The sequence below is a fragment of the Nocardioides sp. YR527 genome, from assembly GCF_900101045.1.
GTDB lineage: Bacteria > Actinomycetota > Actinomycetes > Propionibacteriales > Nocardioidaceae > Nocardioides.
The window spans coordinates 22,995-44,883 of the sequence record NZ_FNFN01000016.1; the positions used below are offsets into that span (position 1 = coordinate 22,995).

At 69.3% G+C, this 21,889-nt stretch carries 23 protein-coding genes and 1 other RNA gene; 9 read left to right on the forward strand and 15 right to left on the reverse strand.

Annotated features, from left to right (window positions below):
- Positions 1-7: 7 nt before the first annotated feature.
- The 10 genes from BLT25_RS28860 to BLT25_RS28900 all read right to left on the reverse strand — a co-directional run bounded on the left by BLT25_RS28860 (position 8) and on the right by BLT25_RS28900 (position 9,261).
- Positions 8-730 (reverse strand): type 1 glutamine amidotransferase, encoded by a 723-nt coding sequence (locus BLT25_RS28860; protein ID WP_143033907.1) that lies wholly within the window; start codon positions 728-730, stop codon positions 8-10.
- 166 nt (positions 731-896) lie between these two features.
- Positions 897-2,234 (reverse strand): type I glutamate--ammonia ligase, encoded by a 1,338-nt coding sequence (gene glnA, locus BLT25_RS28865; RefSeq protein ID WP_091053190.1) that lies wholly within the window; start codon positions 2,232-2,234, stop codon positions 897-899.
- Between the two features lie 60 nt (positions 2,235-2,294).
- Positions 2,295-2,486, reverse strand: a complete 192-nt coding sequence (locus BLT25_RS29640) for a hypothetical protein (RefSeq protein ID WP_143033908.1) — start codon at positions 2,484-2,486, stop codon at positions 2,295-2,297.
- Between the two features lie 22 nt (positions 2,487-2,508).
- Positions 2,509-3,255, reverse strand: coding sequence for a hypothetical protein (locus BLT25_RS28870; protein ID WP_091053192.1), 747 nt, complete (start codon positions 3,253-3,255; stop codon positions 2,509-2,511).
- A gap of 31 nt (positions 3,256-3,286) precedes the next feature.
- A complete protein-coding gene (locus tag BLT25_RS28875) occupies positions 3,287-3,922 on the reverse strand; it encodes a SatD family protein (protein ID WP_091053194.1) in 636 nt (211 codons plus the stop codon).
- A 71-nt stretch (positions 3,923-3,993) separates the two neighbouring features.
- Positions 3,994-4,623 carry a maleylpyruvate isomerase family mycothiol-dependent enzyme gene (locus BLT25_RS28880; RefSeq protein WP_218131521.1) on the reverse strand — a complete coding sequence of 210 codons (630 nt, stop codon included), beginning with the start codon at positions 4,621-4,623 and terminating at the stop codon, positions 3,994-3,996.
- A 52-nt stretch (positions 4,624-4,675) separates the two neighbouring features.
- Positions 4,676-5,470: a MerR family transcriptional regulator gene (locus tag BLT25_RS28885; protein WP_091053195.1), complete on the reverse strand. Its 795-nt coding sequence runs from the start codon at positions 5,468-5,470 to the stop codon at positions 4,676-4,678.
- Between the two features lie 40 nt (positions 5,471-5,510).
- Positions 5,511-7,535, reverse strand: coding sequence for an NAD(+) synthase (locus BLT25_RS28890; protein WP_091053197.1), 2,025 nt, complete (start codon positions 7,533-7,535; stop codon positions 5,511-5,513).
- A 56-nt stretch (positions 7,536-7,591) separates the two neighbouring features.
- A complete protein-coding gene (locus BLT25_RS28895) occupies positions 7,592-8,659 on the reverse strand; it encodes a 3-keto-disaccharide hydrolase (RefSeq protein ID WP_256328862.1) in 1,068 nt (355 codons plus the stop codon).
- Between the two features lie 131 nt (positions 8,660-8,790).
- On the reverse strand, positions 8,791-9,261 hold the full coding sequence (locus BLT25_RS28900) for a GNAT family N-acetyltransferase (protein WP_176884395.1): 471 nt from the start codon (positions 9,259-9,261) through the stop codon (positions 8,791-8,793).
- Between the two features lie 54 nt (positions 9,262-9,315).
- On the opposite strand from BLT25_RS28900, the gene BLT25_RS28905 reads away from it, so the two are divergent.
- Positions 9,316-9,852, forward strand: coding sequence for a GNAT family N-acetyltransferase (locus BLT25_RS28905; RefSeq protein ID WP_091053201.1), 537 nt, complete (start codon positions 9,316-9,318; stop codon positions 9,850-9,852).
- A 95-nt stretch (positions 9,853-9,947) separates the two neighbouring features.
- Positions 9,948-10,820 carry a 3-methyl-2-oxobutanoate hydroxymethyltransferase gene (gene panB / locus BLT25_RS28910; protein WP_091053203.1) on the forward strand — a complete coding sequence of 291 codons (873 nt, stop codon included), beginning with the start codon at positions 9,948-9,950 and terminating at the stop codon, positions 10,818-10,820.
- Positions 10,821-10,893: 73 nt separating this feature from the next.
- On the opposite strand, the gene BLT25_RS28915 is transcribed toward panB, so the two are convergent.
- Complete coding sequence (locus tag BLT25_RS28915) at positions 10,894-11,544, reverse strand: potassium channel family protein (protein WP_091053205.1); 651 nt, start codon at positions 11,542-11,544, stop codon at positions 10,894-10,896.
- A gap of 43 nt (positions 11,545-11,587) precedes the next feature.
- Between BLT25_RS28915 and BLT25_RS28920 the strand changes: the two genes are divergently transcribed.
- On the forward strand, positions 11,588-12,802 hold the full coding sequence (locus BLT25_RS28920) for a PQQ-dependent sugar dehydrogenase (protein WP_091053206.1): 1,215 nt from the start codon (positions 11,588-11,590) through the stop codon (positions 12,800-12,802).
- Between the two features lie 3 nt (positions 12,803-12,805).
- Here the strand turns inward: BLT25_RS28920 and BLT25_RS28925 are convergent, their stop codons facing one another.
- Entirely contained in the window at positions 12,806-13,015 is a 210-nt protein-coding gene (locus tag BLT25_RS28925; RefSeq protein WP_091053208.1) for a hypothetical protein, read from the reverse strand.
- Positions 13,016-13,090: 75 nt separating this feature from the next.
- Between BLT25_RS28925 and BLT25_RS28930 the strand changes: the two genes are divergently transcribed.
- Genes BLT25_RS28930 through BLT25_RS28940 form a run of 3 tightly spaced genes read left to right on the forward strand, consistent with a single transcriptional unit; the run spans position 13,091 to position 16,286 of the window.
- Positions 13,091-14,581, forward strand: a complete 1,491-nt coding sequence (locus BLT25_RS28930; protein WP_091053210.1) for a circularly permuted type 2 ATP-grasp protein — start codon at positions 13,091-13,093, stop codon at positions 14,579-14,581.
- Positions 14,581-15,510 carry an alpha-E domain-containing protein gene (locus BLT25_RS28935; RefSeq protein ID WP_091053211.1) on the forward strand — a complete coding sequence of 310 codons (930 nt, stop codon included), beginning with the start codon at positions 14,581-14,583 and terminating at the stop codon, positions 15,508-15,510. The genes BLT25_RS28930 and BLT25_RS28935 overlap by 1 nt, the downstream gene beginning before the upstream one ends.
- Positions 15,511-15,524: 14 nt before the next feature.
- Positions 15,525-16,286, forward strand: a complete 762-nt coding sequence (locus BLT25_RS28940; protein ID WP_091053213.1) for a transglutaminase family protein — start codon at positions 15,525-15,527, stop codon at positions 16,284-16,286.
- A gap of 6 nt (positions 16,287-16,292) precedes the next feature.
- Here BLT25_RS28940 and BLT25_RS28945 read toward each other — a convergent pair whose 3' ends face one another.
- Together BLT25_RS28945 and BLT25_RS28950 are read right to left on the reverse strand one after the other, a co-directional pair.
- Entirely contained in the window at positions 16,293-16,604 is a 312-nt protein-coding gene (locus BLT25_RS28945) for a 4a-hydroxytetrahydrobiopterin dehydratase (protein ID WP_091053215.1), read from the reverse strand.
- Between the two features lie 41 nt (positions 16,605-16,645).
- Complete coding sequence (locus tag BLT25_RS28950) at positions 16,646-17,071, reverse strand: tetratricopeptide repeat protein (protein ID WP_256328865.1); 426 nt, start codon at positions 17,069-17,071, stop codon at positions 16,646-16,648.
- 88 nt (positions 17,072-17,159) lie between these two features.
- Here BLT25_RS28950 and BLT25_RS28955 point away from each other — a divergent pair, with 88 nt between their 5' ends.
- The 3 genes from BLT25_RS28955 (at position 17,160) to BLT25_RS28965 (ending at position 20,998) form a co-directional block, all read left to right on the forward strand.
- Positions 17,160-17,351, forward strand: coding sequence for a DUF1918 domain-containing protein (locus BLT25_RS28955; protein ID WP_091053218.1), 192 nt, complete (start codon positions 17,160-17,162; stop codon positions 17,349-17,351).
- 13 nt (positions 17,352-17,364) lie between these two features.
- Positions 17,365-17,714, forward strand: an RNA gene (gene rnpB / locus BLT25_RS28960) — RNase P RNA component class A.
- A 134-nt stretch (positions 17,715-17,848) separates the two neighbouring features.
- On the forward strand, positions 17,849-20,998 hold the full coding sequence (locus BLT25_RS28965; protein ID WP_176884397.1) for an MMPL family transporter: 3,150 nt from the start codon (positions 17,849-17,851) through the stop codon (positions 20,996-20,998).
- Here the strand turns inward: BLT25_RS28965 and BLT25_RS28970 are convergent.
- Positions 20,992-21,663, reverse strand: a complete 672-nt coding sequence (locus BLT25_RS28970) for a TetR/AcrR family transcriptional regulator (protein WP_091053222.1) — start codon at positions 21,661-21,663, stop codon at positions 20,992-20,994. The two genes, BLT25_RS28965 and BLT25_RS28970, sit on opposite strands and share 7 nt — an antisense overlap.
- Positions 21,664-21,889: the final 226 nt, after the last annotated feature.

Genomic DNA, 21,889 nt, shown 5'->3' on the forward strand with positions numbered 1-21,889 from the left:
CCCGTTTTCAGGCGCTCCAGGGCCTAGGGGTCGAGATGACGCCTCCGCGGGTGCCGCCCGGGGCGACGGCGGCGCTGCGTTCACGAACCAGGCGAGCGAACCCGAAGGCCAGCGGCTGCCAGGTCTTGATCAGCTCCTTCTCGGCGAAGGTGGCCGTCGCGACCACGTCCTCGACGCTGCGTCCGATCTGCTCGAGCTCCTCGACGGACTCCTCGGCCCAGACCGCGACCGCGGCGGCGTCGACCTCGGGGTGGAACTGCACGCCCCACACGGTCGGGGCGAACCGCGCCGCCTGGACCTGCCCGTCGATCGAGCGGGCCAGCTCGACGGTGCCCTCGGGAAGCTTCCCGACGACGTCGCGGTGCCAGTGCATGGAACGGTCGTCGCCCGCCAGCAGGCGCATCAGCGGGTCGAAGAGCACCTCGGGCTCCCAGGTGACCTGGCGTACGCCCACGGTCAGCCCGAACGGGCTGCGCTCCACGCTGCCGCCCAGGGCCATCGCGGCCAGCTGGTGGCCCAGGCAGATCCCGAGCGTGGGGATACCGGCCTCGGCGGCCTGCGCGATCCGCTCGCGGGTGACCTGGAGCCAGGGGTGCTCGTCGTCGGAGTCGGCGTCCATCGATCCGCCCATGACGAGCAGCCCCGAGTAGGAGGCGTTCAGCGACGAGAGCGGCGGGATCGGCTCGGCGTACGCCCGACAGACATCGACGCACATGCCCGCCTCAGCCAACCAATGACCGAACAACGCCGGCGGAACTGTCTCCTCGTGCTGAATCACAAGCACTCGGGGAAGACTCACGACATCACTCCCACTCTCCCGTTCGATCCAGTGTGGCAGCACCGGATCGGAAGTGTGGAATCGGGCTTGAGTTTCCCTGACAACCAGTTATCGGAGGTCAGATGACCGGCAGCATCCGGGAGCGCTCGTAGGCGGTCACCTGCTCGCGGTAGGCGGCCCACTCGGCGCGCTTGTTGCGCAGGAAGAAGTCGAAGACGTGCTCGCCGAGGGTCTCGGCGAGGAGCTCGGAGTCCTCGGCCATCCCGATCGCCTCGTCGAGGTTCTCCGGCAGCGGATCGATGCCGAGGCTCTTGCGCTCGCGCTCGGTCAGCGCCCACACGTCGTCCTCGGCCTCGCGCGGCAGCTCGTAGCCCTCCTCGATGCCCTTCATGCCCGCGGCCAGGATCACGGCGAAGGCCAGGTAGGGGTTGCAGGCGGCGTCGAGGGACCTGACCTCGATGCGGGTCGACTGGCCCTTGAGCGGCTTGTACATCGGCACCCGGACCAGCGCCGAGCGGTTGTTGTGACCCCAGGCGACGTGGGCCGGCGCCTCTCCCCCGCCGATCAGGCGCTTGTAGGAGTTGACCCACTGGTTGGTCACCGCGGTGATCTCGCCGGCGTGACGGAGTACGCCGCCGATGAAGCTGCGCCCGGTCTTGGAGAGCTGGTATTCGGCGCCCGGCTCGTAGAACGCGTTGGCGTCGCCCTCGAACAGGCTCAGGTGGGTGTGCATGCCCGAGCCCGGGTGCTCGGTGAACGGCTTGGGCATGAAGCTGGCCCAGATGCCCTGGCTCAGCGCCACCTCGCGGATGACTGTACGGAAGGTCATGATGTTGTCGGCGGTGCTCAGCGCGTCGGCGTAGCGCAGGTCGATCTCGTTCTGGCCCGGACCGCCCTCGTGGTGGCTGTATTCCACCGAGATCCCCATCGCCTCCAGCATCGTGATCGCCTCACGCCGGAAGTCGGCACCCATCGACTGGGCGGTGTGGTCGAAGTAGCCGCTGGAGTCGACCGGGGTCGGCTCGCTGCCGTCCCTCGGGTTGTCCTTGAAGAGGTAGAACTCGATCTCCGGGTGCGTGTAGAAGGTGAAGCCCTTCTCCGCGGCGTTGGACAGGGTGCGCTTGAGCACGTAGCGCGGGTCGGCGTAGGACGGCGAGCCGTCGGGCATCACGATGTCGCAGAACATCCGGCCGGTGGACGGGCCGTCTGCACGCCACGGCAGGATCTGGAACGTGCTCGGGTCCGGCAGGGCGAGCATGTCGGCCTCGGTCACCCGGGCGAACCCCTCGATCGCGCTGCCGTCGAAACCGATGCCCTCCGCGAAGGCGCTCTCGAGCTCGGCCGGAGCCACCGCGACCGACTTCAGATAGCCGAGCACGTCGGTGAACCACAGCCGCACGAAACGTACGTCCCGCTCTTCGAGTGCCCGGAGCACGAAGTCCTGTTGCTTGCCCATGCGTGAACACTAACGGTCCGACGTTACGGCTGAGACCTCCGCGCCACGCCGTGGCCGGGCTCAGCCTCTGGGACCCTTGAAGATCGAGATCACCAGGGCGACCCCGAACCCCGCCAGCGCCGCTCCGAGGACCGACCACGCGGTGCTCGTGCCGCCTCCGCCGAGATAGCCCATGCCGGTCAGCGCCAGCGCTCCTCCGGCAAGGAGGAGCACCGCAGCCACCAGGAGTCCAAGAGCCTTACCCACAGTCATGACACCGCAATCTAGCCTCGGGCTAGGTGATGACCAGGGCAAGGGTCACCAGCGAGGTCATCCAGGAGACGAAGCTGCCGACCAGGAAGTATTCGGTCACGTCGTTGATGCTCGGCCCGTCGTTCCCACGGAACGACTGCAGCTCCGGCCAGCGGATCAAGCCCTTGGCCGCGACCACCAGGCCGGCGGCGGCGAGGTTGCCGGTGAGACCGAGCCCGAAGATCGTCAGCCGCTCGAGCGGGCCCAGGAGCCGGCCACCCTTGAGGTTGTTGCCGTCGACACCGTCGAGCGGGTTGGCCACCTTGGCGACGTCGAGGACGAGCTGCACCACGACGTTGCCGGTCGAGACCTGGACCAGCAGGCCGCCGAAGACGAGCAGCACGGCCTCGGGGCGCGCCGACTCGACCCAGACCCAGGGCGCCTGCTCCGCCCAGGCAGCGACCGGTCCACCGACCTCACCTGCCACCGGGGCCAGCAGGATCCCGACGAAGATCGTCCCGCCGAGCAGGGCCAGCGGAATCCCCGGCCGGGGGTTCGCGTCGGAGCCCTCGGGCGGGTGGGCCAGGAAGCCCCACAGCACCGTGATCCCGGCGATCACGATCACCGCCGCCAGGTCACCTCCGAAGAGAGCCGAGAGCAGGCCGAAGGCGATCACCGCGACCGCCCCGATCGCCTCGGGAACCCAGCGGATCCGCTTGAGCGGGTCGAGGAGCGAGTGGGCGAAGTCGACCGTCCCGATCCCGATCAGGAGCAGCGCTATCCAGCTCATGCCGCCGCCTCGCCTGCTCGCCGACGCTCGCTCATCGGACCTCCCCCAGAAGCTCGTCGGAGCGCACGATCACGGCGATGCCGTCGCGGCGGACGCGCTGGGATACCGCGGAGGGGGTGATGTCGAGCTCGGCGGCGATGGCCTTCTGAGACATGGCGGAGAGCATGCCAGAAAGCACCGACACCGAGGACCGATCCAGGCGAGAAAAGAGCTCGTCGCGGGAGATGATCGCGGCGTTGATCGCGGCCGGGTCCGGCCCGCCCGCGTCTTCGGCGGGCTGATACCAGGTCCGTACGCTGCGAGAGGCCGCCTTGTTCTCGGCGTTCTCGGCGGTCTCGATCGCCGCCCGAGCGGACCACCACCCCGGCCCGTCCTCGACCCGGGGGTCGTCGCGGAGCACCCGGGTCTCGCCCCAGCCGATGCCGTGGCGTACGCCGACCACGGGGTCGAGCGCGATCCGCAGCCGGAACGTGGCCCGGATCGCGGCGCCGACGGTCTCGAAGGCTCCCTGGTACTCATCCCCGACCGTGATCCGCAGCGGCGTGACCGGCTGCCACTCCCGGTTGATCCCCTCGATCGCGTCGGCGAACGCCTCGTGGACCTTCGCGCGGTCGGACTTGGTGCGCGAGCCCACGAGGTCGCCGATCACGGTCGCCACTGACGTCATATGAAGATCATACCTTCATTCTCACGTGATGAAGGTATTTGATTCACTTGATACGAATGAAGCGAGGAGGTTCAGCCGGCGACCATCGCGGTCGCGCCCGGCCCGGTGAGTTCGTCCGGCCCCACCTGCCGCCCGGACAGCGCGAGCACGATCGTGATCGCGGTGCCCCGGACCTCCGGCCCGCTTCCGATCACCGTGTCGGCATCGGTGGCCACAAGGCGTACGCGCTGGGCTCGCTCCTTGCCACCGCCCCACTTCAGCGAGGTCTTGGCCAGGTAGCCCAGCGCCGTGACGACATGCTCGACCGGGTAGTCGCGCCGCAGTCCCAGCGGACGCCGGATGTCCTCACCATGGGCGAACTCCTCGACCAGGCGGGTGGCGAGCGGGGCCGGCGGAGTGGCGGTCAGACCGGCGACCTGGCGGTACGCCGCCAAGGTCTCGGCCGGATCCTCGGCGCGCTCCCGGTCGACACCCGTTTGGTTGTCCCGGTCGAAGTCGCCGCGCGCGGCGATCATGCGGCGTACGAACCCCAGCCGGGTCGTCGTCGAGACGTCGACCATGTGGGCGAGCACGTCGTGGACGGTCCACCCCACGCACAGCGACGGCGTCGCCCACTGTGCCGGGGCGAGGGTCTCGAGGTCTCGGATCAGCGCCTGACGCTCGGCGTGTACGACGGACCAGACCAGGCTCTTGGACGACATGATCAGGACGCTACCGCGACCCCGGACCCCACGCCCCGGCATCAGGGACCCGCTACCTCACCGGCTGCTGCAGCTCCGTGACCCAGGCATCCTGGTCCTCGGGCATCTCGAGGTAGATCTCGCGGCAGGGTCCGGCGAACTCGAGCCCGGCGTCGGAGACGTGGCGGGACAGCTCCTGCCAGGCCTCGCTGATCCCCGTCATCGGGCCGCGGTAGATCGCGGTGACCGCGCGGTCGTGTGCCGGGACGGTGCCGAGCTCGAGGCCGTCGACGGCCCTGCCGCCGAGCTCGGCTCCGGCACCGAACGACATCCCGTCGCCGAGGGCGTCGTACCAGCCGATCGCCGGCCCGGACGGTTCGATCCCGGCAGCCGCGAACGCGTCGTAGACACGCCCGAAGAGGGGGCCGACGCGGCGGCCGACCTCGTCGACGTCGTCGACGTGGTCGGTGAGCTGGGTGAGACTGAGGGCCGCGAGCGGCTTCTCGGTGTAGGTGAGGGTGGACATGGCATCTCCTTCCAACAGTCGAAGACGTCGCTCCACCTCGCCGAGGCGCCGGCCGTCGGCCTCGATCTGAACGCGCAGCTCGTCGCGGCGCCGATGAAGCAGCGCAGCGAGCTCGCCCGGCGTACGGCCCTCGTCGAGCAGGTCACCGACCTCCTCGAGCGAGAACCCCAGCGACCGGAACGCGACCAGTGCGTCGGCCCGAGCCAGCAGCGCCGGCTCGTAGAACCGGTAGCCGCTGTGCGGGTCGACACGGGAAGGCGAGAGCAGGCCGAGGGAGTCGTAGTGCCTCAGCATGCGCACCGACACCCCGGCGAAGCGAGCGAAGTCTCCGATACTCAACATGACGCCATCAGCCCATCGCCTGACACCGTGTGAGGGTCAACTACTCCACCGGAACCCGGGCCTCGATCTCCGCGAGCCAGGCGGCCGGGGAGGCGTCCGAGGGCATCCGCCAGTCGCCGCGGGGCGACATGGTGCCGCCGTTGTGGACCTTCGGCCCGTTGGGCAGCGCCGAGCGCTTGAACTGGTTGGCGAAGAAGCGCTTCACGAACACCTCGAGCCAGGCGCGGATCTCCTTCATCTCGTACGCCGCCCGCTTGTCCTCGGGGAACCCCGGGGGCCACTCGCCGGCCTCGACGTCGTGCCAGGCGTTCCAGGCCAGGAAGGCGATCTTCGAGGGCGAGAACCCGTTGCGGACGGTGTGGAAGAGGGTGAAGTCCTGCAGTGCGTACGGGCCGATCTTCTGCTCCGTCGACTGCAGCTCCTCCCCCGGCACGAGCTCGGGCGAGATCTCCTGGTCGAGGATCTCCTGGAGGACATCGTCGGCGGTGCCGTCGAACTGCTCGGTGGTGATCACCCAGCGGATCAGGTGCTGGATCAGGGTCTTCGGCACGCCCGCGTTCACGTTGTAGTGCGACATCTGGTCGCCGACGCCGTAGGTGGCCCAGCCGAGCGCGAGCTCGGAGAGGTCGCCGGTGCCGAGGACGATGCCGCCGCGCTGGTTGGCGATGCGGAAGAGGAAGTCCGTACGCAGCCCCGCCTGGACGTTCTCGAAGGTGACGTCGTAGACCGGCTCGCCGTCGCCGGCCGGGTGGCCGATCTCCTTGAGCATCTGGGTGGCGGTGGGGCGGATGTCGAGCGTCTCGTAGGTCGTCCCGAGCGCCTCCATCAGCTGGATCGCGTTGGACCTGGTGTCCTCGGAGGTCGCGAAGCCGGGCATCGTGAACGCCAGGATGTCGCTCGCCGGCCGCCCCAGGCGCTCCATCGCCTTGGCGGCGACGATCAGCGCATGGGTGGAGTCGAGCCCGCCGGAGACGCCGACGACGATCTTCGTGTCCGGGCCGATCGACTGGAGCCGCTTCTCGAGCCCGGAGACCTGGATGTTGTAGGCCTCGTAGCACTCCAGCGCGAGCTTGTCGGGGTCGTCGGGGACGAACGGGAACCGGTCCACCTTGCGCCGCAGCCCGTCGCCGGTCAGCGGCGGCGCCAGCTCGAACTCGATCTCGGCATGGAAGGTCGCCTCGGCCCGGCGGTTGTCGTCGAAGGTGCCCTGCCGGATCCGCTCGGCGCGGATCCGCTCCAGGTCGACGTCGACCACCGTGCGCCGCGGCCCGTCGGGGAACCGCTCGGTCTCCCCCAGCAGTTCGCCGAGCTCGTACGCCATCGTCTGACCGTCCCAGGACAGGTCGGTGGTCGACTCGCCCTGGCCGGCGGCGGTGTAGACGTACGCCGCCAGGCACCGGGCGGAGGCCGATTGGACCAGGAGGCGGCGCGCGTCGGAGCGGCCCACCGTGATCGGGCTGGCGGAGAGGTTGAGCAGCACGGTCGCGCCGGCCAGCGCCGCCTTCGCGCTCGGCGGCACCGGGACCCACATGTCCTCGCAGACCTCGACGTGGAAGACGAGATCCTTGACGTCGGTGCACCGGAAGAGCAGCTCGTTGCTGAGCGGCACCTCCTCGCCGCCGAGCATGATGGTGCCGTCGGCGCCGTCGCCCGTGCCGTACCACCGCTTCTCGTAGAACTCGCGGTAGGTCGGCAGGTAGGTCTTGGGCACCACGCCGAGCACCTCGCCGCCGTGGATCACGACCGCCGTGTTGAGCACCCGGTCGCCGTGGCGCAGCGGGGCGCCGACGACGATCACCGAGAGCAGTTCCTCGGAGGCCACCACGATCGCGCTGATCGCGGCGTGCACGGCGTCGAGGAGGGTCCGCTGCAGGACGAGGTCGTCGATCGAGTAGCCCGAGAGGCACAGCTCAGGGAAGACCGCGACCGCGACTCCCTCGTCGGAGCACTCTCGGGCCTGCGCGATCACCTCGCGCGCGTTGGCCGCCGGGTCGGCGACGGAGATCGGGATGGTGCACGCCGCGACCCGCGCGAAGCCATGGGAGTAGGCGGAGTAGAAGTCCACACCCGGAGTCTAGGTGCTGGCCGGCATCCCGATCCCGCCACCGACCGCGTACGACCTCAGGACAGGTCGCGGATGCGGATGTTCCGGTAGGAGACCACGTCTGGGGTGCTGCCGTGCGCCTGGACCCCGACGTGACCGGTCAGCCCTCGGCTGCTGGAATCGGGGTCGTTGGGACGACCGGGGAACGGCAGCCCGGGCAGGTTCTCGAACTCGTTGATCACGACACCGTTGCGGATCACGGTGTACTGCTGCCCGACGACGCGGATCTCGAGGTCGTTCCAGGTGCCCTTCGGGGTCGGCCGCGCCTGGGCCAGGGTGAGGTCGGCGAAGCCGTAGATCGACCCGGTCTTGCGGGGGTCGTTGCTGCCGCCCTCCGGCGAGTCGTTGACCTGGATCTCATGGCCGCAGTTGACCGCGATCCAGGACAGGTTGCCGGTCTCGCTGCCGTTGAACGTGGTGGGGCATCCCTCGACCGGACCCCACAGCTCGGGGAAGCGCACCTGGACGCCGCTGTTTCCACGGGCCGCACCGGGCGCGTCGTCGCGGAACTGCAGTCGCAGCGAGAAGTCGCCGTACTCCCGTTCCGGGTACCACAGGGTTCCGAACCCGCCACCCGCGCCGGCACGGCTGCGGATGGTGCCGTCCGGCACCAGGTCGAACCCACCGTCTCCGGCGTACGCCCAGTCACCGAAGGAGTCGGCCGAGCCGTCGAAGAGCACGTCATAGCCCTCGACCTTGCCCACCTGCGATCGGGCTGCGGCGGACCGCAGCCGGCTGGCCTCGGCTCGCGTCACCTCACCGGTGGCGACCAGATCGGCGGTGACGCCGCGGACGTGCGTCACGAAGGCCCCGTGGGTCCGCCATGTCCGCTCGTCGTCGATGACGTCGTTGATGGTGCAGCCGGAGCGCAGGGTGCTGTTGGCGACGCCGGTGTCGAGATCGAGGAAGACCACGCTCGTGCGGGCATCGGGCGCCGGACAGGTCGCGGCCGTCGAGGGTGTCTCGGCACGAGTCGCGGCGGCGGCTCCGATCGGACCGCCCAGGCACAGGGCGGTGATCCCGAGGACAGCCGACCCGACGGCGAGCCGGGTCCGCGTGCGGCGTGTGGAGGGGAAGCGAGACATCGAGACTCCGAACGTCGGGACGCCGAATGAGATGTGATGCGCGTCACGCCGGATGCTAGTGTCGACAGTCGCCGACTTTCAACCGTTCCTGAACGACTTTCGCGGATAATCTTCGAAAGTGGTCTTCCAGGTCAGCCGGCCGAGCGCTCCATCACGATCTCCTCCGGACCGTCGTCGATGGGGCTGGGAACCGTGGCGGACTCCACGAAGCCGAGCTTCTCGTAGACGGCGTGGGCGCGGTCGTTGCCGACGAGGTGGGTGAGGCGCACGGGCAGGTCGCCGGCGCGGGCGATCACCTCGCTCAGCAGCGCGCTGCCGGCGCCGGAGCCCTGGGAGTCGGGCAGGACGTACAGCTTCCAGAGCATCAGGTGGTCCTCGAAGACCGAGTAGGAGGCCATCGCGACGACCCGGTCCTCGACCTCGGCGACGAGGACGGTGCCGGCCCCGATCCCGGGGAGCACCGCGTCCGGGATCCACCACTTGGCGATGCCCTCCTCGACGTACGCCTCGCCGGTGATCGGCGGGTATGTCGCCCGCCAGGTCGTCACGCCGACGTGGATCACCGCGTCGAGGTCCTCCGCCGTCGCCTGTCGCACCCGCATGGACGCGACGATAACCAGGAGCGTCGGGGCTGTCGCTCCGTTTAGCGTGGACATGTGCTGATCCGACGTGAACGTCTCGAGGACGTGGCCGACATCCGTGCGGTCACCGCCGCCGCCTTCTCCGGCGCGGAGCACTCCGCGCCGCCGATCGAGCCCGACGGGGTGCCCGGGGAGGCGACGCTGGTGGGGTGGCTGCGCGAGGATCCGGGCTGGATCCCGGAGCTCTCGCTGGTCGCCGAGGCGCACGGCGAGATCGTGGGCCATGTCGTGGCCACCCGCGGCGAGCTCGCCGGTCGGCCCGCGCTCGGTCTCGGCCCGGTCAGCGTCTCCCCCGCACGCCAGCGCGACGGCGTCGGCTCGGCGCTGATGCACGCCGTCCTCGGCGCCGCCGACGCCATGGGCGAGCCGGTCGTCGTCCTCCTCGGCTCGCCGGACTACTACGGGCGCTTCGGCTTCGTGCCCGCCTCCTCGCTCGGGATCGAGGCGCCCGAACCCGCCTGGGGCGACTACTTCCAGGCACGGCCGCTGGCCGCGTACGAACCGGGTCTTCGGGGTTCGTTCCGCTATGCCGCCCCGTTCGACCGGCTGTGACCACCGCCACAGCGCGCCCGGTGTGAACTCGGCCTACGCTGGAGGTAGTCCGTGGACTCCATCAGGGAGCTGCGAGATGAACCCAGAAAGGCTCGATGATGAGCACGAACCCCTCTGCTGAGGAGACCGCACCGTACGGTTCCGGCGCCGCGGGCAATGCGCCCGCGAAGCCCGTGAAGAAGGTGCGGACGCATCATCTTCGCGAGATGAAGCAGCGTGGCGAGAAGATCACGATGCTGACCTCCTACGACATGTACTCCGCCCAGATCTTCGACGAGGCCGGCGTCGACCTGCTGCTCGTCGGTGACTCCGCCTCCAACAACGTCCTCGGCAACGAGACGTCGCTTCCGGTGACCGTGGACGAGCTGCTGCCGCTGACCCGCGCGGTCTCGCGCAGCGTGAAGCGGGCGATGGTCGTCGGCGACCTGCCCTTCGGCTCCTACCAGGCCTCGCCGGAGCAGGGCTACCTGACCGCGGTGCGGTTCATGAAGGAGGCCGGCGCCCACTGCGTGAAGCTCGAGGGCGGCGCCGAGATGGCCCCGGTGATCAAGAAGCTGACCGAGGGCGGCATCCCGGTCATCGCCCACATCGGCTTCACCCCGCAGTCCGAGCACGTGCTCGGCGGCTACCGCGTCCAGGGCCGCGGCGACAACTCCGACCGGATCATCGACGACGCCAAGGCCGTCCAGGAGGCCGGCTCGTTCGCGGTGGTCATGGAGATGGTCCCCGGCGATGTCGCCGCGCAGATCACCAAGGAGCTGGACATCCCCACCATCGGGATCGGCGCCGGCCCCGACTGCGACGGCCAGGTGCTGGTCTGGCAGGACGCCTTCGGCATGCGCAGCGGCAAGATGGCCCGCTTCGTGAAGCAGTACGCCGACGTGAAGTCGGTCCTGTCCGAGGGTGCCGAGGCCTACATCTCAGACGTCAAGGGCTCGACCTTCCCCGGCCCCGAGCACACCTTCTGAGGATCTGCGACACAGAAGTGGTCGATCCGGGCCGTCCGCCGGCTCGGGTCGACCACTTCGCGGACTCGCCCGGCTACACGCGTCGCGCCCTGGCGGCGGCGAGCCCGACCAGGCGGGCGACCACCATGGCGACGTAGAAGACCCCCGCGATCTGCTCGATCATCACCACCGAGCGGGCGTGCGGGAGCACGGGCACGATGTCGGAGAGGCCGACCGAGGTCAGCGTCGTGAACGAGAGGTAGAGCAGGTCGAACCACTGCCGATGGTCGCCGAACGAGCCGGGCCAGATCACCTGGATCGCCGCGTACAGGTAGGCGAAGGCCCAGGCGACGACGGTGAACGCGGCACCGGTCGCGAAGAGCTCGTCGCGGGTCACCACGTCATCGTGGAAGAGATAGCGGATCATCGCGTAGGAGACGAACAGGTAGAACGGGACGTGGAAGAAGGCCGAGGTCAGCACGACCCAGCCCTCGTTCGGCGCGACGGACTCCCACACCGCGAAGATCGTCGCCGGTCCACCGAAGATGATGGCCGCCCAGGAGAAGGCCGGAGTCATGCGTACGGCCGCGACCGCTGCCAGCAGGAGCAGCAGCTGCAGCACGCCCAGTACGGCGCGGCCGGCGGTCGAGCCGTCGAGGAAGGGGTAGGCCAGGATCGCCACCACCTGTCCGAGCAGCAGCACCGCGGAGGGGTGTTCGCGCATCGCCCTGATCACGTTCGTCACAACCGCACACCCTAGAGCCCACCGGGCCAGTACCGTCGACACCATGCGCGCTGCCATCGCACTCGCCTCCGTGATCGCTCTCGGGCTCTCGACCGCCGCATGCGCGGGAGACTCCTCTCCCGCATCCACTCCCCCGCCGCTGAACCCGTCGGGCTCGCCGAGCGCCCCCGCAAGCGCCTCCTCGTCGGCTCCCCCGGCCGTGCTGCCGACCTCCGATCGGGTCCCGGAGCTCGATGTCGAGGTGGTCAACGACGAGCTCGACCACCCCTGGGACGTCGCCGACATCGGCGAGGACCGGTTCCTGCTCACCGAGCGCGACCGGGCGGTCCTGTCGCTGGTCGAGGGCGGCGAGCGGCGCGAGATCCCGCTCGAGGACAACGACATCTGGGTCTCCGGTGAGACCGGGCTGATGGGGCTCGAGATCGACCCGGACTTCGCCGAGAACCGGCGCATCTACACCTGTCAGGGGTGGAACGACGGCCAGGACGTACGCGTCATCTCCTGGACCCTCGACGCCGGACTGACCCGGGCCACCCAGGAGCGGACCCTGATCGACGGTTTCCCGACCTCGTCAGGAAGACACGGTGGCTGCCGGCTGCTGATCACTGCCGACGGGGCGCTCTGGGTCGGCACCGGGGACGCCGCCAACGAGGAGAACCCGCGCAGCCTCGACTCCCTGGGCGGCAAGACGCTCCGGCTCGACCCGGAGACCGGCGAGCCCTGGCCGGGCAACCCGTGGGCCGGCGACGAGGGGCCGCGCCGATTCATCACCAGCTTCGGCCACCGCAACGTGCAGGGGCTGGCACAGCGCGCCGACAGCACCATCTGGTCGATCGAGCACGGCTCCGACCGCGACGACGAGGTCAACGAGATCACCCTCGGTGGCGACTACGGCTGGAACCCCGGCCCCGGCTACGACGAGTCGGTGCCGATGACCGACCAGAACCTGCCCGGAAAGCAGATCGAGGCGGCCTGGGACTCCGGCAACCCGACCGTCGCGACCGGTGGTGGCACCTTCATCCCGGTCCAGGAGCGGTGGGGCGCCTACGGCGGGGCGCTCGCGGTCGCCGTGCTCAAGGATCAGGAGCTGCGGATCCTCTCCTTCGACGAGTCCGGGAAGCTCACCGACGACAGCTCACCCGAGGTCATGCGCGACTACGGGCGGCTGCGTACGGTCTCGCTGGCCGCGGACGGCGACCTGCTGGTCACCACCGACAACGGCGGTGAGGATGTGCTGCTCCGGGTGACCCCGCGCTGAGGATCAGCGGTCCTCGTTGCCCGCGTCGCCTTCCCAGGCCTTGTCTTCCTTGTCCCAGCGCTCGTTGTTCTCCTGAACGTGATCGAGCGCTCGGGAGGCCTCGGCGTGGGAGGCGTAGGGACCGAGACGGTCCTTGGCCTTGCAACCCTGGTACGGCTCGACGGTCTTGTGCTTGAGGCAGTAGTAGAACTCGCCCGCGTGCTCGTCGCTCATGCTTCCAACCTACCGTTGTGCGAGATGTTCGCGTGGGCAACAGCGCTGTTACAAGGATTTCAGTAGGTTGCCTTCATGAGCCAGATGTTCGACGCCTACGAGACTCGGGATCCGGCCTTCGACGAGATGTTCGTCGGCAGCGAGCTCCGGCCTCCGTACCAACGGCTCGGCGAGTCCCTGCGCAGGCTCAGCGCTGCCGAGCTGATCAGCCGGGTCGAGGCGATGCAGGCCAGCTACCTCGACCAGGGCGTCACCTTCGACATCGGCGGGGAGGAGCGGGCCTTCCCGCTCGACATCGTGCCGCGAGTCATCGAGCGGGACACCTGGGCGACGATCGACAAAGGGGTCCAGCAGCGGGTCAGGGCCCTGGAGCTGTTCCTCGCCGACGTCTACGACGAGGGCAAGGTGTTCGATGACGGGGTGATCCCACGCGAGGTGATCACCACCTCCAGCCACTACCACCGCGCCGCCGCCGGGGTGCACCCGCCCAACGGCGTACGCGTCCAGGTCTCGGGCATCGACCTGGTCCGTGACAACGCCGGGGAGTTCCGCGTCCTGGAGGACAACGTGCGGGTCCCGTCGGGCGTCTCGTACGTCATGACCAACCGTCGCGCGATCTCGGCCGCGCTCCCGGAGACGATCGCGGAGCACCGGATCCGGCCGGTGGCCAACTATCCGCAGAAGCTCCTTGCGGCGCTGCGCGCGGCCGCTCCAGCCGGTGTCGCCGACCCGACCGTGGTCGTGCTGACCCCGGGCGTCTACAACGGCGCCTACTTCGAGCACGCGCTGCTGGCCCGGACGATGGGGGTCGAGCTCGTCGAGGGGCGCGACCTGGTCTGTCGCAACGGGCAGGTGCTGATGCGTACGACCAAGGGGCTCGCCCCGGTGCACGTGATCTACCGGCGCATCGACGACGAGTTCCTCGACCCGGTCCACTTCCGGCCCGACTCGATGCTCGGCTGCGTGGGGCTGATCGACGCCGCCCGGATGGGCAACGTGACCCTGGCCAACGCGGTCGGCAACGGCGTCGCCGACGACAAGCTCGTCTACACCTACATGCCCGACATCATCCGCTACTACCTGGGTGAGGACCCGGTGATCCGCAACGTCGACACCTGGCGGATGGGCGATGCGTCCTCGCGCGAGGAGGTCCTCGACCGGCTCGACGAGCTCGTGCTCAAGCCCGTCGACGGCTCCGGCGGCAAGGGGATCGTCATCGGGCCGGCGGCCTCCGCGCGCGAGCTGGAGGTGCTGCGCGGCAAGATCCTGGAGGATCCCCGCTCCTGGATCGCGCAGCCGGTGGTGCAGCTGTCCACGGTCCCGACCTTCATCGATGGAGATCTCGGGGCGCGGCATGTGGACCTGAGGCCGTTCGCGGTCAATGATGGCGACAAGGTCTGGGTTCTTCCCGGTGGCCTGACTCGGGTGGCGCTCGCAGAGGGCGAGCTGATCGTGAACAGCTCCCGTGGCGGCGGCTCGAAGGACACCTGGGTGCTCGCCGGACCGACGTCGTCCCGGCCGTCCGGTCGGGGTCAGGGTCAGTCTCAAACGCAGGGGGTTGCGTGATGCTGAGTCGCATCGCCGAGTCGATGTTCTGGATCGGGCGCTATGTGGAGCGTGCCGAGGACACCGCGCGCATCCTCGACGTACAGACCCAGCACATCCTCGAGGACGCCGCCACCGACGAGGAGACCGCCTGCCGCTCGCTGCTCGCGGTGATGGGCATCGAGCTCTCCGCGGAGGAGAAGGTCGGGCTGCCGCAGATGCTCGACATGCTCGCCTACGACACCACCCAGCCGACCTCGATGGCCTATGCGCTCGGCGCGGCCAGGGAGTCGGCCCGCGGGGCGCGGGAGACGCTCTCGGTGCCGTTGTGGGAGGCGCTCAACACCACCTACCGGGCGATCCCGGCCGGCCAGTTCAAGCACATGCGGGCTCCGTTCATCTTCGGCTGGGTGCGCGACCGGGTGGCTCAGATCAACGGCACCGCCGACGCCACGATGATGCGTGATGAGTCCTGGCAGTTCCTGATGCTCGGGCGCTACGTCGAGCGCGCCGACATGACCTCGCGGCTGGTCGCGACCACCTCCTTGACGAGCGCCGGCGGCGCGTCGCAGTGGAACTCGACGCTGCGCGCCTGCGGGGCGTACGACGCGTTCCTGCGGGTCAACAAGGGGGTCGAGACCGAGCAGGCGGCTGCCGAGTTCCTGCTCCTGGACCGGATCTTCCCGCGCTCGGTGGTGCACGCGCTGCAGCGTGCCGAGGGGGCGCTGGACACCCTGGAGGGGACGACCCGCCGCGCCGGCTTCACCGACGAGGCCCACCGGCTGATCGGCCGGATGCGGGCATCCCTGGAGTATCGCTCGCTCCACGATCTGCTGGCCGACCTGCCCGCCGAGATGGAGCGGCTCCAGGTCACCTGCGCCGAGGCCACCGAGGCGGTCACCAAGCGCTACTTCGCCGGTGCCGAGGCGCTGGCCTGGCAGCCGGTCTGAGGAGTCTGATCGAGATGAGCATGCAGTTCCGCATCGTGCACACCACGACGTTCGCGTACGACGGGCCGGCGGTCGCCTCCTACAACCAGGCGCGGCTGACACCCCTGACCACGCCCGACCAGATCGTGGTCCACCACCGGATCGACGTCTCGCCCAAGCCGTGGACCTATGAGTACAAGGACTACTTCGGCAACGAGGTCACCGCGATCGAGGTGCTCGAGGCGCATCGGGCACTGAAGGTCTCCGCGACCAGCACCGTCCGGGTCGACCGGAAGCCCGGCGCGGCTCCGGTGCTCACCTGGGAGGAGGCCGGTCAGCCTGAGGTCACCGATAGGTACGTCGAGTTCCTTGGCCTGCCCGAGCTTGTGACGCCCTCTGAGCCACTTGCGGGAGTCGCCAAGTCGATTGCAGCCGACGCCGGGTTTCCAGGCGAGGCCGCGTCAGCGATCGCGCAGGAGATCGCTATCGAATCCAGGGCCACCGGCTACCCGGCTATCGATGCCGCCCACCAGCTGCTCGGCGCGCTGCGTACGGTCGGGATCCCGGCGCGCTACGTCTCCGGCTACGTCTACCCCGGCGGCGCGCACTCCTGGGTGGAGTGGTGGGACAACGGCTGGCACGGGGTCGATCCGATGACCGGCACCGAGCCCGGCGACGCGTACGTCGGTGTGGCCACGGGCCGTGACCACACCGACGTCAAGCCGCTGGGCGGGATCTACTCGGGCCCCGAGGAGCCGGCCGTCGAGGTCACCGTCGAGATGACCCGGCTCGCCTAGCCTGGCTCAGAGCGTGCTCTCCGCAGCGAGCCCGTTGATCACCTTCGCCAGCGCGATGTCACGGCTGGTGACGCCACCGGCGTCGTGGCTGGTGAGCCGGATCTCGACGTACGGGTAGCGCAGGTCGATGTCGGGATGGTGGTTGGCCTCCTCGGCCTTCGCCCCGATCGCGTTGACCAGCGCGAGACCGGTGATGAAGTCACCGGTCTCCACGCGGGCGACGATGCTGTCGGCCTCGCCGCTGGTGTCGAACGTCCAGCCGTCGAGCTGCTCCTGGGCGACCTGCTCGGCGGTGAGGGTCGTGGTGTCAGGTTCCATGCCCCCACCCTGCCACCGCCGCGGGCGACGCGCCACGCGGGTCACCCCTCGCGCTGCGCGAGCCGGTTGCGTACGCGGTAGACGGCTGCGTGATGGTCGTAGTCGTCGCTCATCACGGCCGCCAGGCGCAGCGGGCCGAGCGCGTCCTCGAGCCGGTCCTGGCGCTCCAGGACGCGACCCAGCGAGTGCTGGCTCCAGGCGTCGCTGGGGTCGCGGTCGACGAGCCAGCGCAGCTCGGCCTCGGCCTTCGCGAGCTGGGCCCGCAGCATGTAGGCCCACGCCCGCATGCTCCGCAGACCGATGTTGTCGGGGTCGTCGGCAAGCGCCGGCTCCAGGATCTCCAGCGCCTCCACCGGGAAGCGCCGCGAGAGCAGGTCGTGGGCCGTCCGGTAGGCCGCCTCGTGCGAGGCCTGGCCCGGGAAGACGACAGCCGGGGCTACGTACTCGAACTCTTCGTTCTCCGTCATCACACCCTCCGAACATGATACCCCCACATGGTATTCCCTATGCGCCCGTCATGGGAGCACCATGGTGACGGTTAGGAGGTGAACGCGCATGCACGCATCAGTAGGTGACCACCTCGTCGTCATGGGTCCTCACGTCGGCGACCACACGCGAGAGGCCGAGATCATCGAGGTCAGCCACCCCGACGGCAGCCCGCCCTACCTCGTACGCTGGAGCGACAGCGACCACGAGTCGCTCGTCTTCCCCGGCCCGGATGCCCACATCGAGCCCGGCTCGCACTAGACTTTTGTGCGGACGGGCTGGCCGGGCGATCGCGTCGTAGAGATACGTCGAGGAAAGTCCGGGCTCCACAGGACAGGGTGGTGGCTAACGGCCACCCGGGGTGACCCGCGGGACAGTGCCACAGAGAACAGACCGCCGCTACCCTCCAGGTAGCGGTAAGGGTGAAACGGTGGGGTAAGAGCCCACCAGTCCTCGTGGTGACACGAGGAGCTAGGTAAACCCCACCCGGAGCAAGACCAGACAGCGTACGTTTGAGGGCGGTCCGCCCGAGTGCGCGGGTAGGTTGCTAGAGGCCATCGGCAACGATGGCCCGAGATGGATGGTCGCCGACTACAGAACCCGGCTTACAGGCCAGCCCGTCCGCTTCACACTTGGTCCCCGATTCCGGGGAACCCGGATATCGACCTCCTCACCTCTCCCGAGATCCCGCTACGGTCCTTGGGCAGCACACGCGCCCAAGCGGCTCATCCGACGAGGCCGCAGGAGGGAGCAGCGTCGTGGGAGGCCTCCTCGGTCGACTCGGGGGCTTCTGTGCCCGGCACAGCCTGGTCGTCATCGGCGCCTGGGTCCTGGTGCTCGTCACCGTGGTCGTGGCCGTCTCGACACTCGGCGCCAAGACCAGCAACGACCTCGCGCTGCCCAACACCGGCAGCCAGGAGGCGAAGGACCTGCTCACCGACCGGTTCCCGCCCCAGCAGAACGGCGTGAACCCGATCGTCTTCCACGTGAGCAAGGGGAAGCTGACCGACTCCGCCAACAAGCAGGCCGTCGACGACTCGGTGAAGGAGATCGGCAAGCAGCCGCACGTCCATACCGTCACCAACCCGTTGAGCAGCGACGGACAGACCGCCGGCCTGCTGTCGAAGGACGGCCGAACGGCCTTCGCGCCGGTGCTGATGGACGTCGGGTCCGGCGACCTGACGGAGGAGATCGCCGGCAACGTCCTGGACGCCACCCAGCCCGCACAGGACGCAGGCATCACCACCGCGGCCGGCGGCTCGATCGGCTCGACGCTGTCGACCGACGAGTCCAGGACCAGCGAGGTCGTCGGGATCATCGCAGCGATGATCATCCTCAGCCTCGTGCTCGGGAGCCTGGTGGCGATGGGGCTGCCGATCATCACCGCAGTCGTCGGGCTCGGCGTCGCCCTGGCCACCGTCGGCCTGGTCGGCCACCTCCTCTCGATCCCGACCGCCGGGCCGACCCTGGCCACCATGATCGGCCTCGGCGTGGGCATCGACTACGCGCTCTTCCTGATCACCCGCCACCAGGACCAGATGCGTGACGGGATGCCGGTCCGCGAGTCGATCGCGCGCGCGGTGGCGACGTCCGGCAGCGCCATCGTCTTCGCCGGCTGCACCGTCGTGGTGGCCCTCCTCGCACTGGGCGTGGCCGGCATCCCGCTGGTCTCCGCGCTCGGGTACGCCTCGGCCATGGCCGTGGTCGCCGCCGTCCTGGTGGCGATCACCCTGCTGCCTGCGTTCCTGGGATTGTTGGGCCACCGGATCAGCTGGGCCTCGCTGCCGGCGTTCATGCGTCCGGGACGTCGGCGCGGCAAGGGCCTGTGGGCGACGTGGGCCGGAGTCGTCCACCGCCACCCGTGGGTGGTCGCCTGCGTCTCGCTCGCGGCGCTGGTGCCGCTCATCATCCCGGTGCTCAGCCTCGAGCTCGGCCAGGAGGACGTCGGCGCCACCTCGAAGGAGACGACCGAGCGGCAGGCGTACGACCTGATCAGCGCGGGCCTGGGTGTCGGCTACAACGGTCCGCTGCAGGTCGCCTCGTCCCTCGACCCGCCCGCGGCCCCGAGCGACGAATACACCCAGAAGTACAACAAGGCGATGTCGCTCAAGTCCGACCTCGAGAAGAAGCAGAAGGAGCTGCCCGAGCAGGAGCAACAGCTCAAGGACGAGCAGGCGCAGCTCGAGGACGAGCAGGCGCAGCTCGAAGCCGAGCAGGCGTCCTTGGAACAACAGGGCGCGCAGCTGCAGGCGCAGCAGGCCGCCCTCGAGCAGCAGGCCGACGCACTGCGCGGGCAGCAGGCGGACCTCGAGCGGCAGGCCGACCGGCTCCGCGCCGAGCAGCGGAGGCTCGAGGCCGAGCAGGCACACCTCGAGGCCCGCCGGGAGCAGCTGCGACGCGAGGCGAGACGGCTGGCGATGCAGGCCCGGCCGCTCGTCCGGGAGCTCGTACGCCTCCGCGCCCACGAGCGCATCCTGGAACGTCGCATCGCCCGCGCCGAGCGGGACGGCGACGAGGCCCGGGTGGAACGGTTGCAGGCTCGCCTCGACGAGGTGGAGGCCCAGCAGGCCGCCGTCCAGAAGAAGCTCGCGCCGCTGGAGAAGGAGGCACGCGGCCTCGCCCGGCAGGCCCGCCGACTGCAGGCGCAGGCACAGCGCCTCCAGCAACAGGCCGACGCACTGCAGCGGCAGGCCGACGCGCTCACCCGGCAGAAGGCCGAGCTGGAGCGCCAGGCAGCTTCACTGCAGGCCCAAGGTGACGAGCTGCAGGCTCAGGGCGACGAGCTGCAGGCCCAGGCCGCCGCGCTACGCCAGCAGGGGGACGCGTTGGAGCAGCAGGCGGCAGAGCTCCAGAAGAAGGCCGCCGATCTCAAGGCCGAGCAGCAGCAGGCCGAGCAGGAGCAGAAGGAGGCCGAGCAACTGCAGGACGAGCTCACCCAGATGATGACGGCGGCGGGCGGCGACGCACGCGGCACGGATCTTCGCGTGGTGAGCCTGCAGACGGGCCTCTCGGACGCCGACGGGGTCGCGGCCCTCACCCCGCCGCAGATCAACAAGAAGGGCGATGTCGTCCTCCTCTCCGCCGTGCCGACCACCGCCCCAGCCTCCGACGACACCGCCGATCTCGTCGAGCACGTCCGCGACACCGTGCTGCCGGAGAAGACCCTGGGCACTGGCATGAAGTCGTACGTCGGTGGCTACACGGCCTCCTACGTCGACCTGGCCTCCCTCATCTCAGCGAGGCTGCTGCTCGTCATCGGAACCGTCATCCTGCTCGGCTACCTGCTGCTGATGGTCGCGTTCCGTTCGCTGCTGATCCCGCTGCAGGCGGCGGTGACCAACCTACTCTCGGCCGCCGCCGCGTTCGGCGTCCTGACCGCCGCGTTCCAGTGGGGCTGGGGCATCGACCTGCTCGGCATCGACACGGCGTCATCGACGGTGCCGATCGCCAGCTACGTACCTCTGATGATGTTCGCGGGCCTGTTCGGACTCTCGATGGACTACGAGGTGTTCCTCGTCAGCCACGTCCAGCAGCACGTCCACGAGGGCGACGAACCCCGGCAGGCGGTCCACTCAGGGCTGGTCTCCAGCGCCCGGATCACCACAGCCGCGGCCCTCATCATGGCGTCGGTGTTCGCCAGCTTCATCCTCGACCCCGACCCGACGATCAAGCAGTTCGGCGTCGGCCTCTCCGTCGCGGTGCTGCTCGCGGGCATGCTCGTGGTCACCCTTGCACCGGCAGCGCTGGTGATCTTCGGGCGTGCTGCCTGGTGGCTGCCCGGATGGCTCGACAAGGTCCTCCCCCACATCTCGATCGAGGGCGAGGCGACCGCCGGGACTCCGGGCGTCTCGGAGACGCCCCGTCACCGGGACGACGAGGGCACCGGGGTGCCGTCTCGACCTCAGTGATCGAGGTTTCGGACAGCGATGCCTTCCAGCGCTCGCTTGACTGCCTTCTCCACGGCAGAGGCGGGAACACCGGCGGGGACGACGAGCATCCCGATCGATGCCTCGCTCTCGTCGGCGAAAGTGCGATGGACCGCGGCCAGTGCCTGCTCGATCTCCCGCTGAGGGTCCGTGCACTCGCGTCGAAGCCACCGGCGAAGCACGCGGTTGTGTGCCGCGACGACCGCCGCTGCCGTCATCTCGGCACGGAGCTCCGCCTCCGGCGAGGCGTCGGCCCAGTGACTCAGGTATCGACGGAAGAGGCGCTGGTAGCGGGCCCCACTCACCAGCTCGCGCTCACGGAGCGCCGACACGGTGGAGGTGAGCCCGTAGCGCTCCCGCGCACGCTCGCCCTCCGCGACGTAGTGGAACAGCACGATCTTGACCGCGTCGGTGACGGCGGCCAGGCCGGCGTTCGATGGCGAGGAACGCAGTCGCTCCTCGATCCGACCGAGGAGCTCGTCGTGGTCGGGGAATATCACCGCTTCCTTGGACCCGAAGGAGCGGAAGAAGGTGCTGCGGCTGACGCCTGCTTCGGAGGCGATGTCATCGACCGAGGTGGCTGCGTACCCCTGGATCCCGAACAGGCGGAATGCCGCGTCCGAGATCTCGTCACGCGCTGCTGCCATCACTCTCCTTTTGGAACGTTCCCTGGACATCATGCCCCATGACACTTAGTCTCACTCATTGACACTGAAGTTCACAAGGAGTCCCGTTGAGCGCCGAGCCCACCACCGCACCCGATTCCCCGGGCGCTGAGATCGATCTGCACACGACTGCCGGGAAGCTGGCCGAGCTGGAGCGTCGTCTTGACGAGGCCGTCCATGCTGGTTCGGCCAAGGCGGTGGAGAAGCA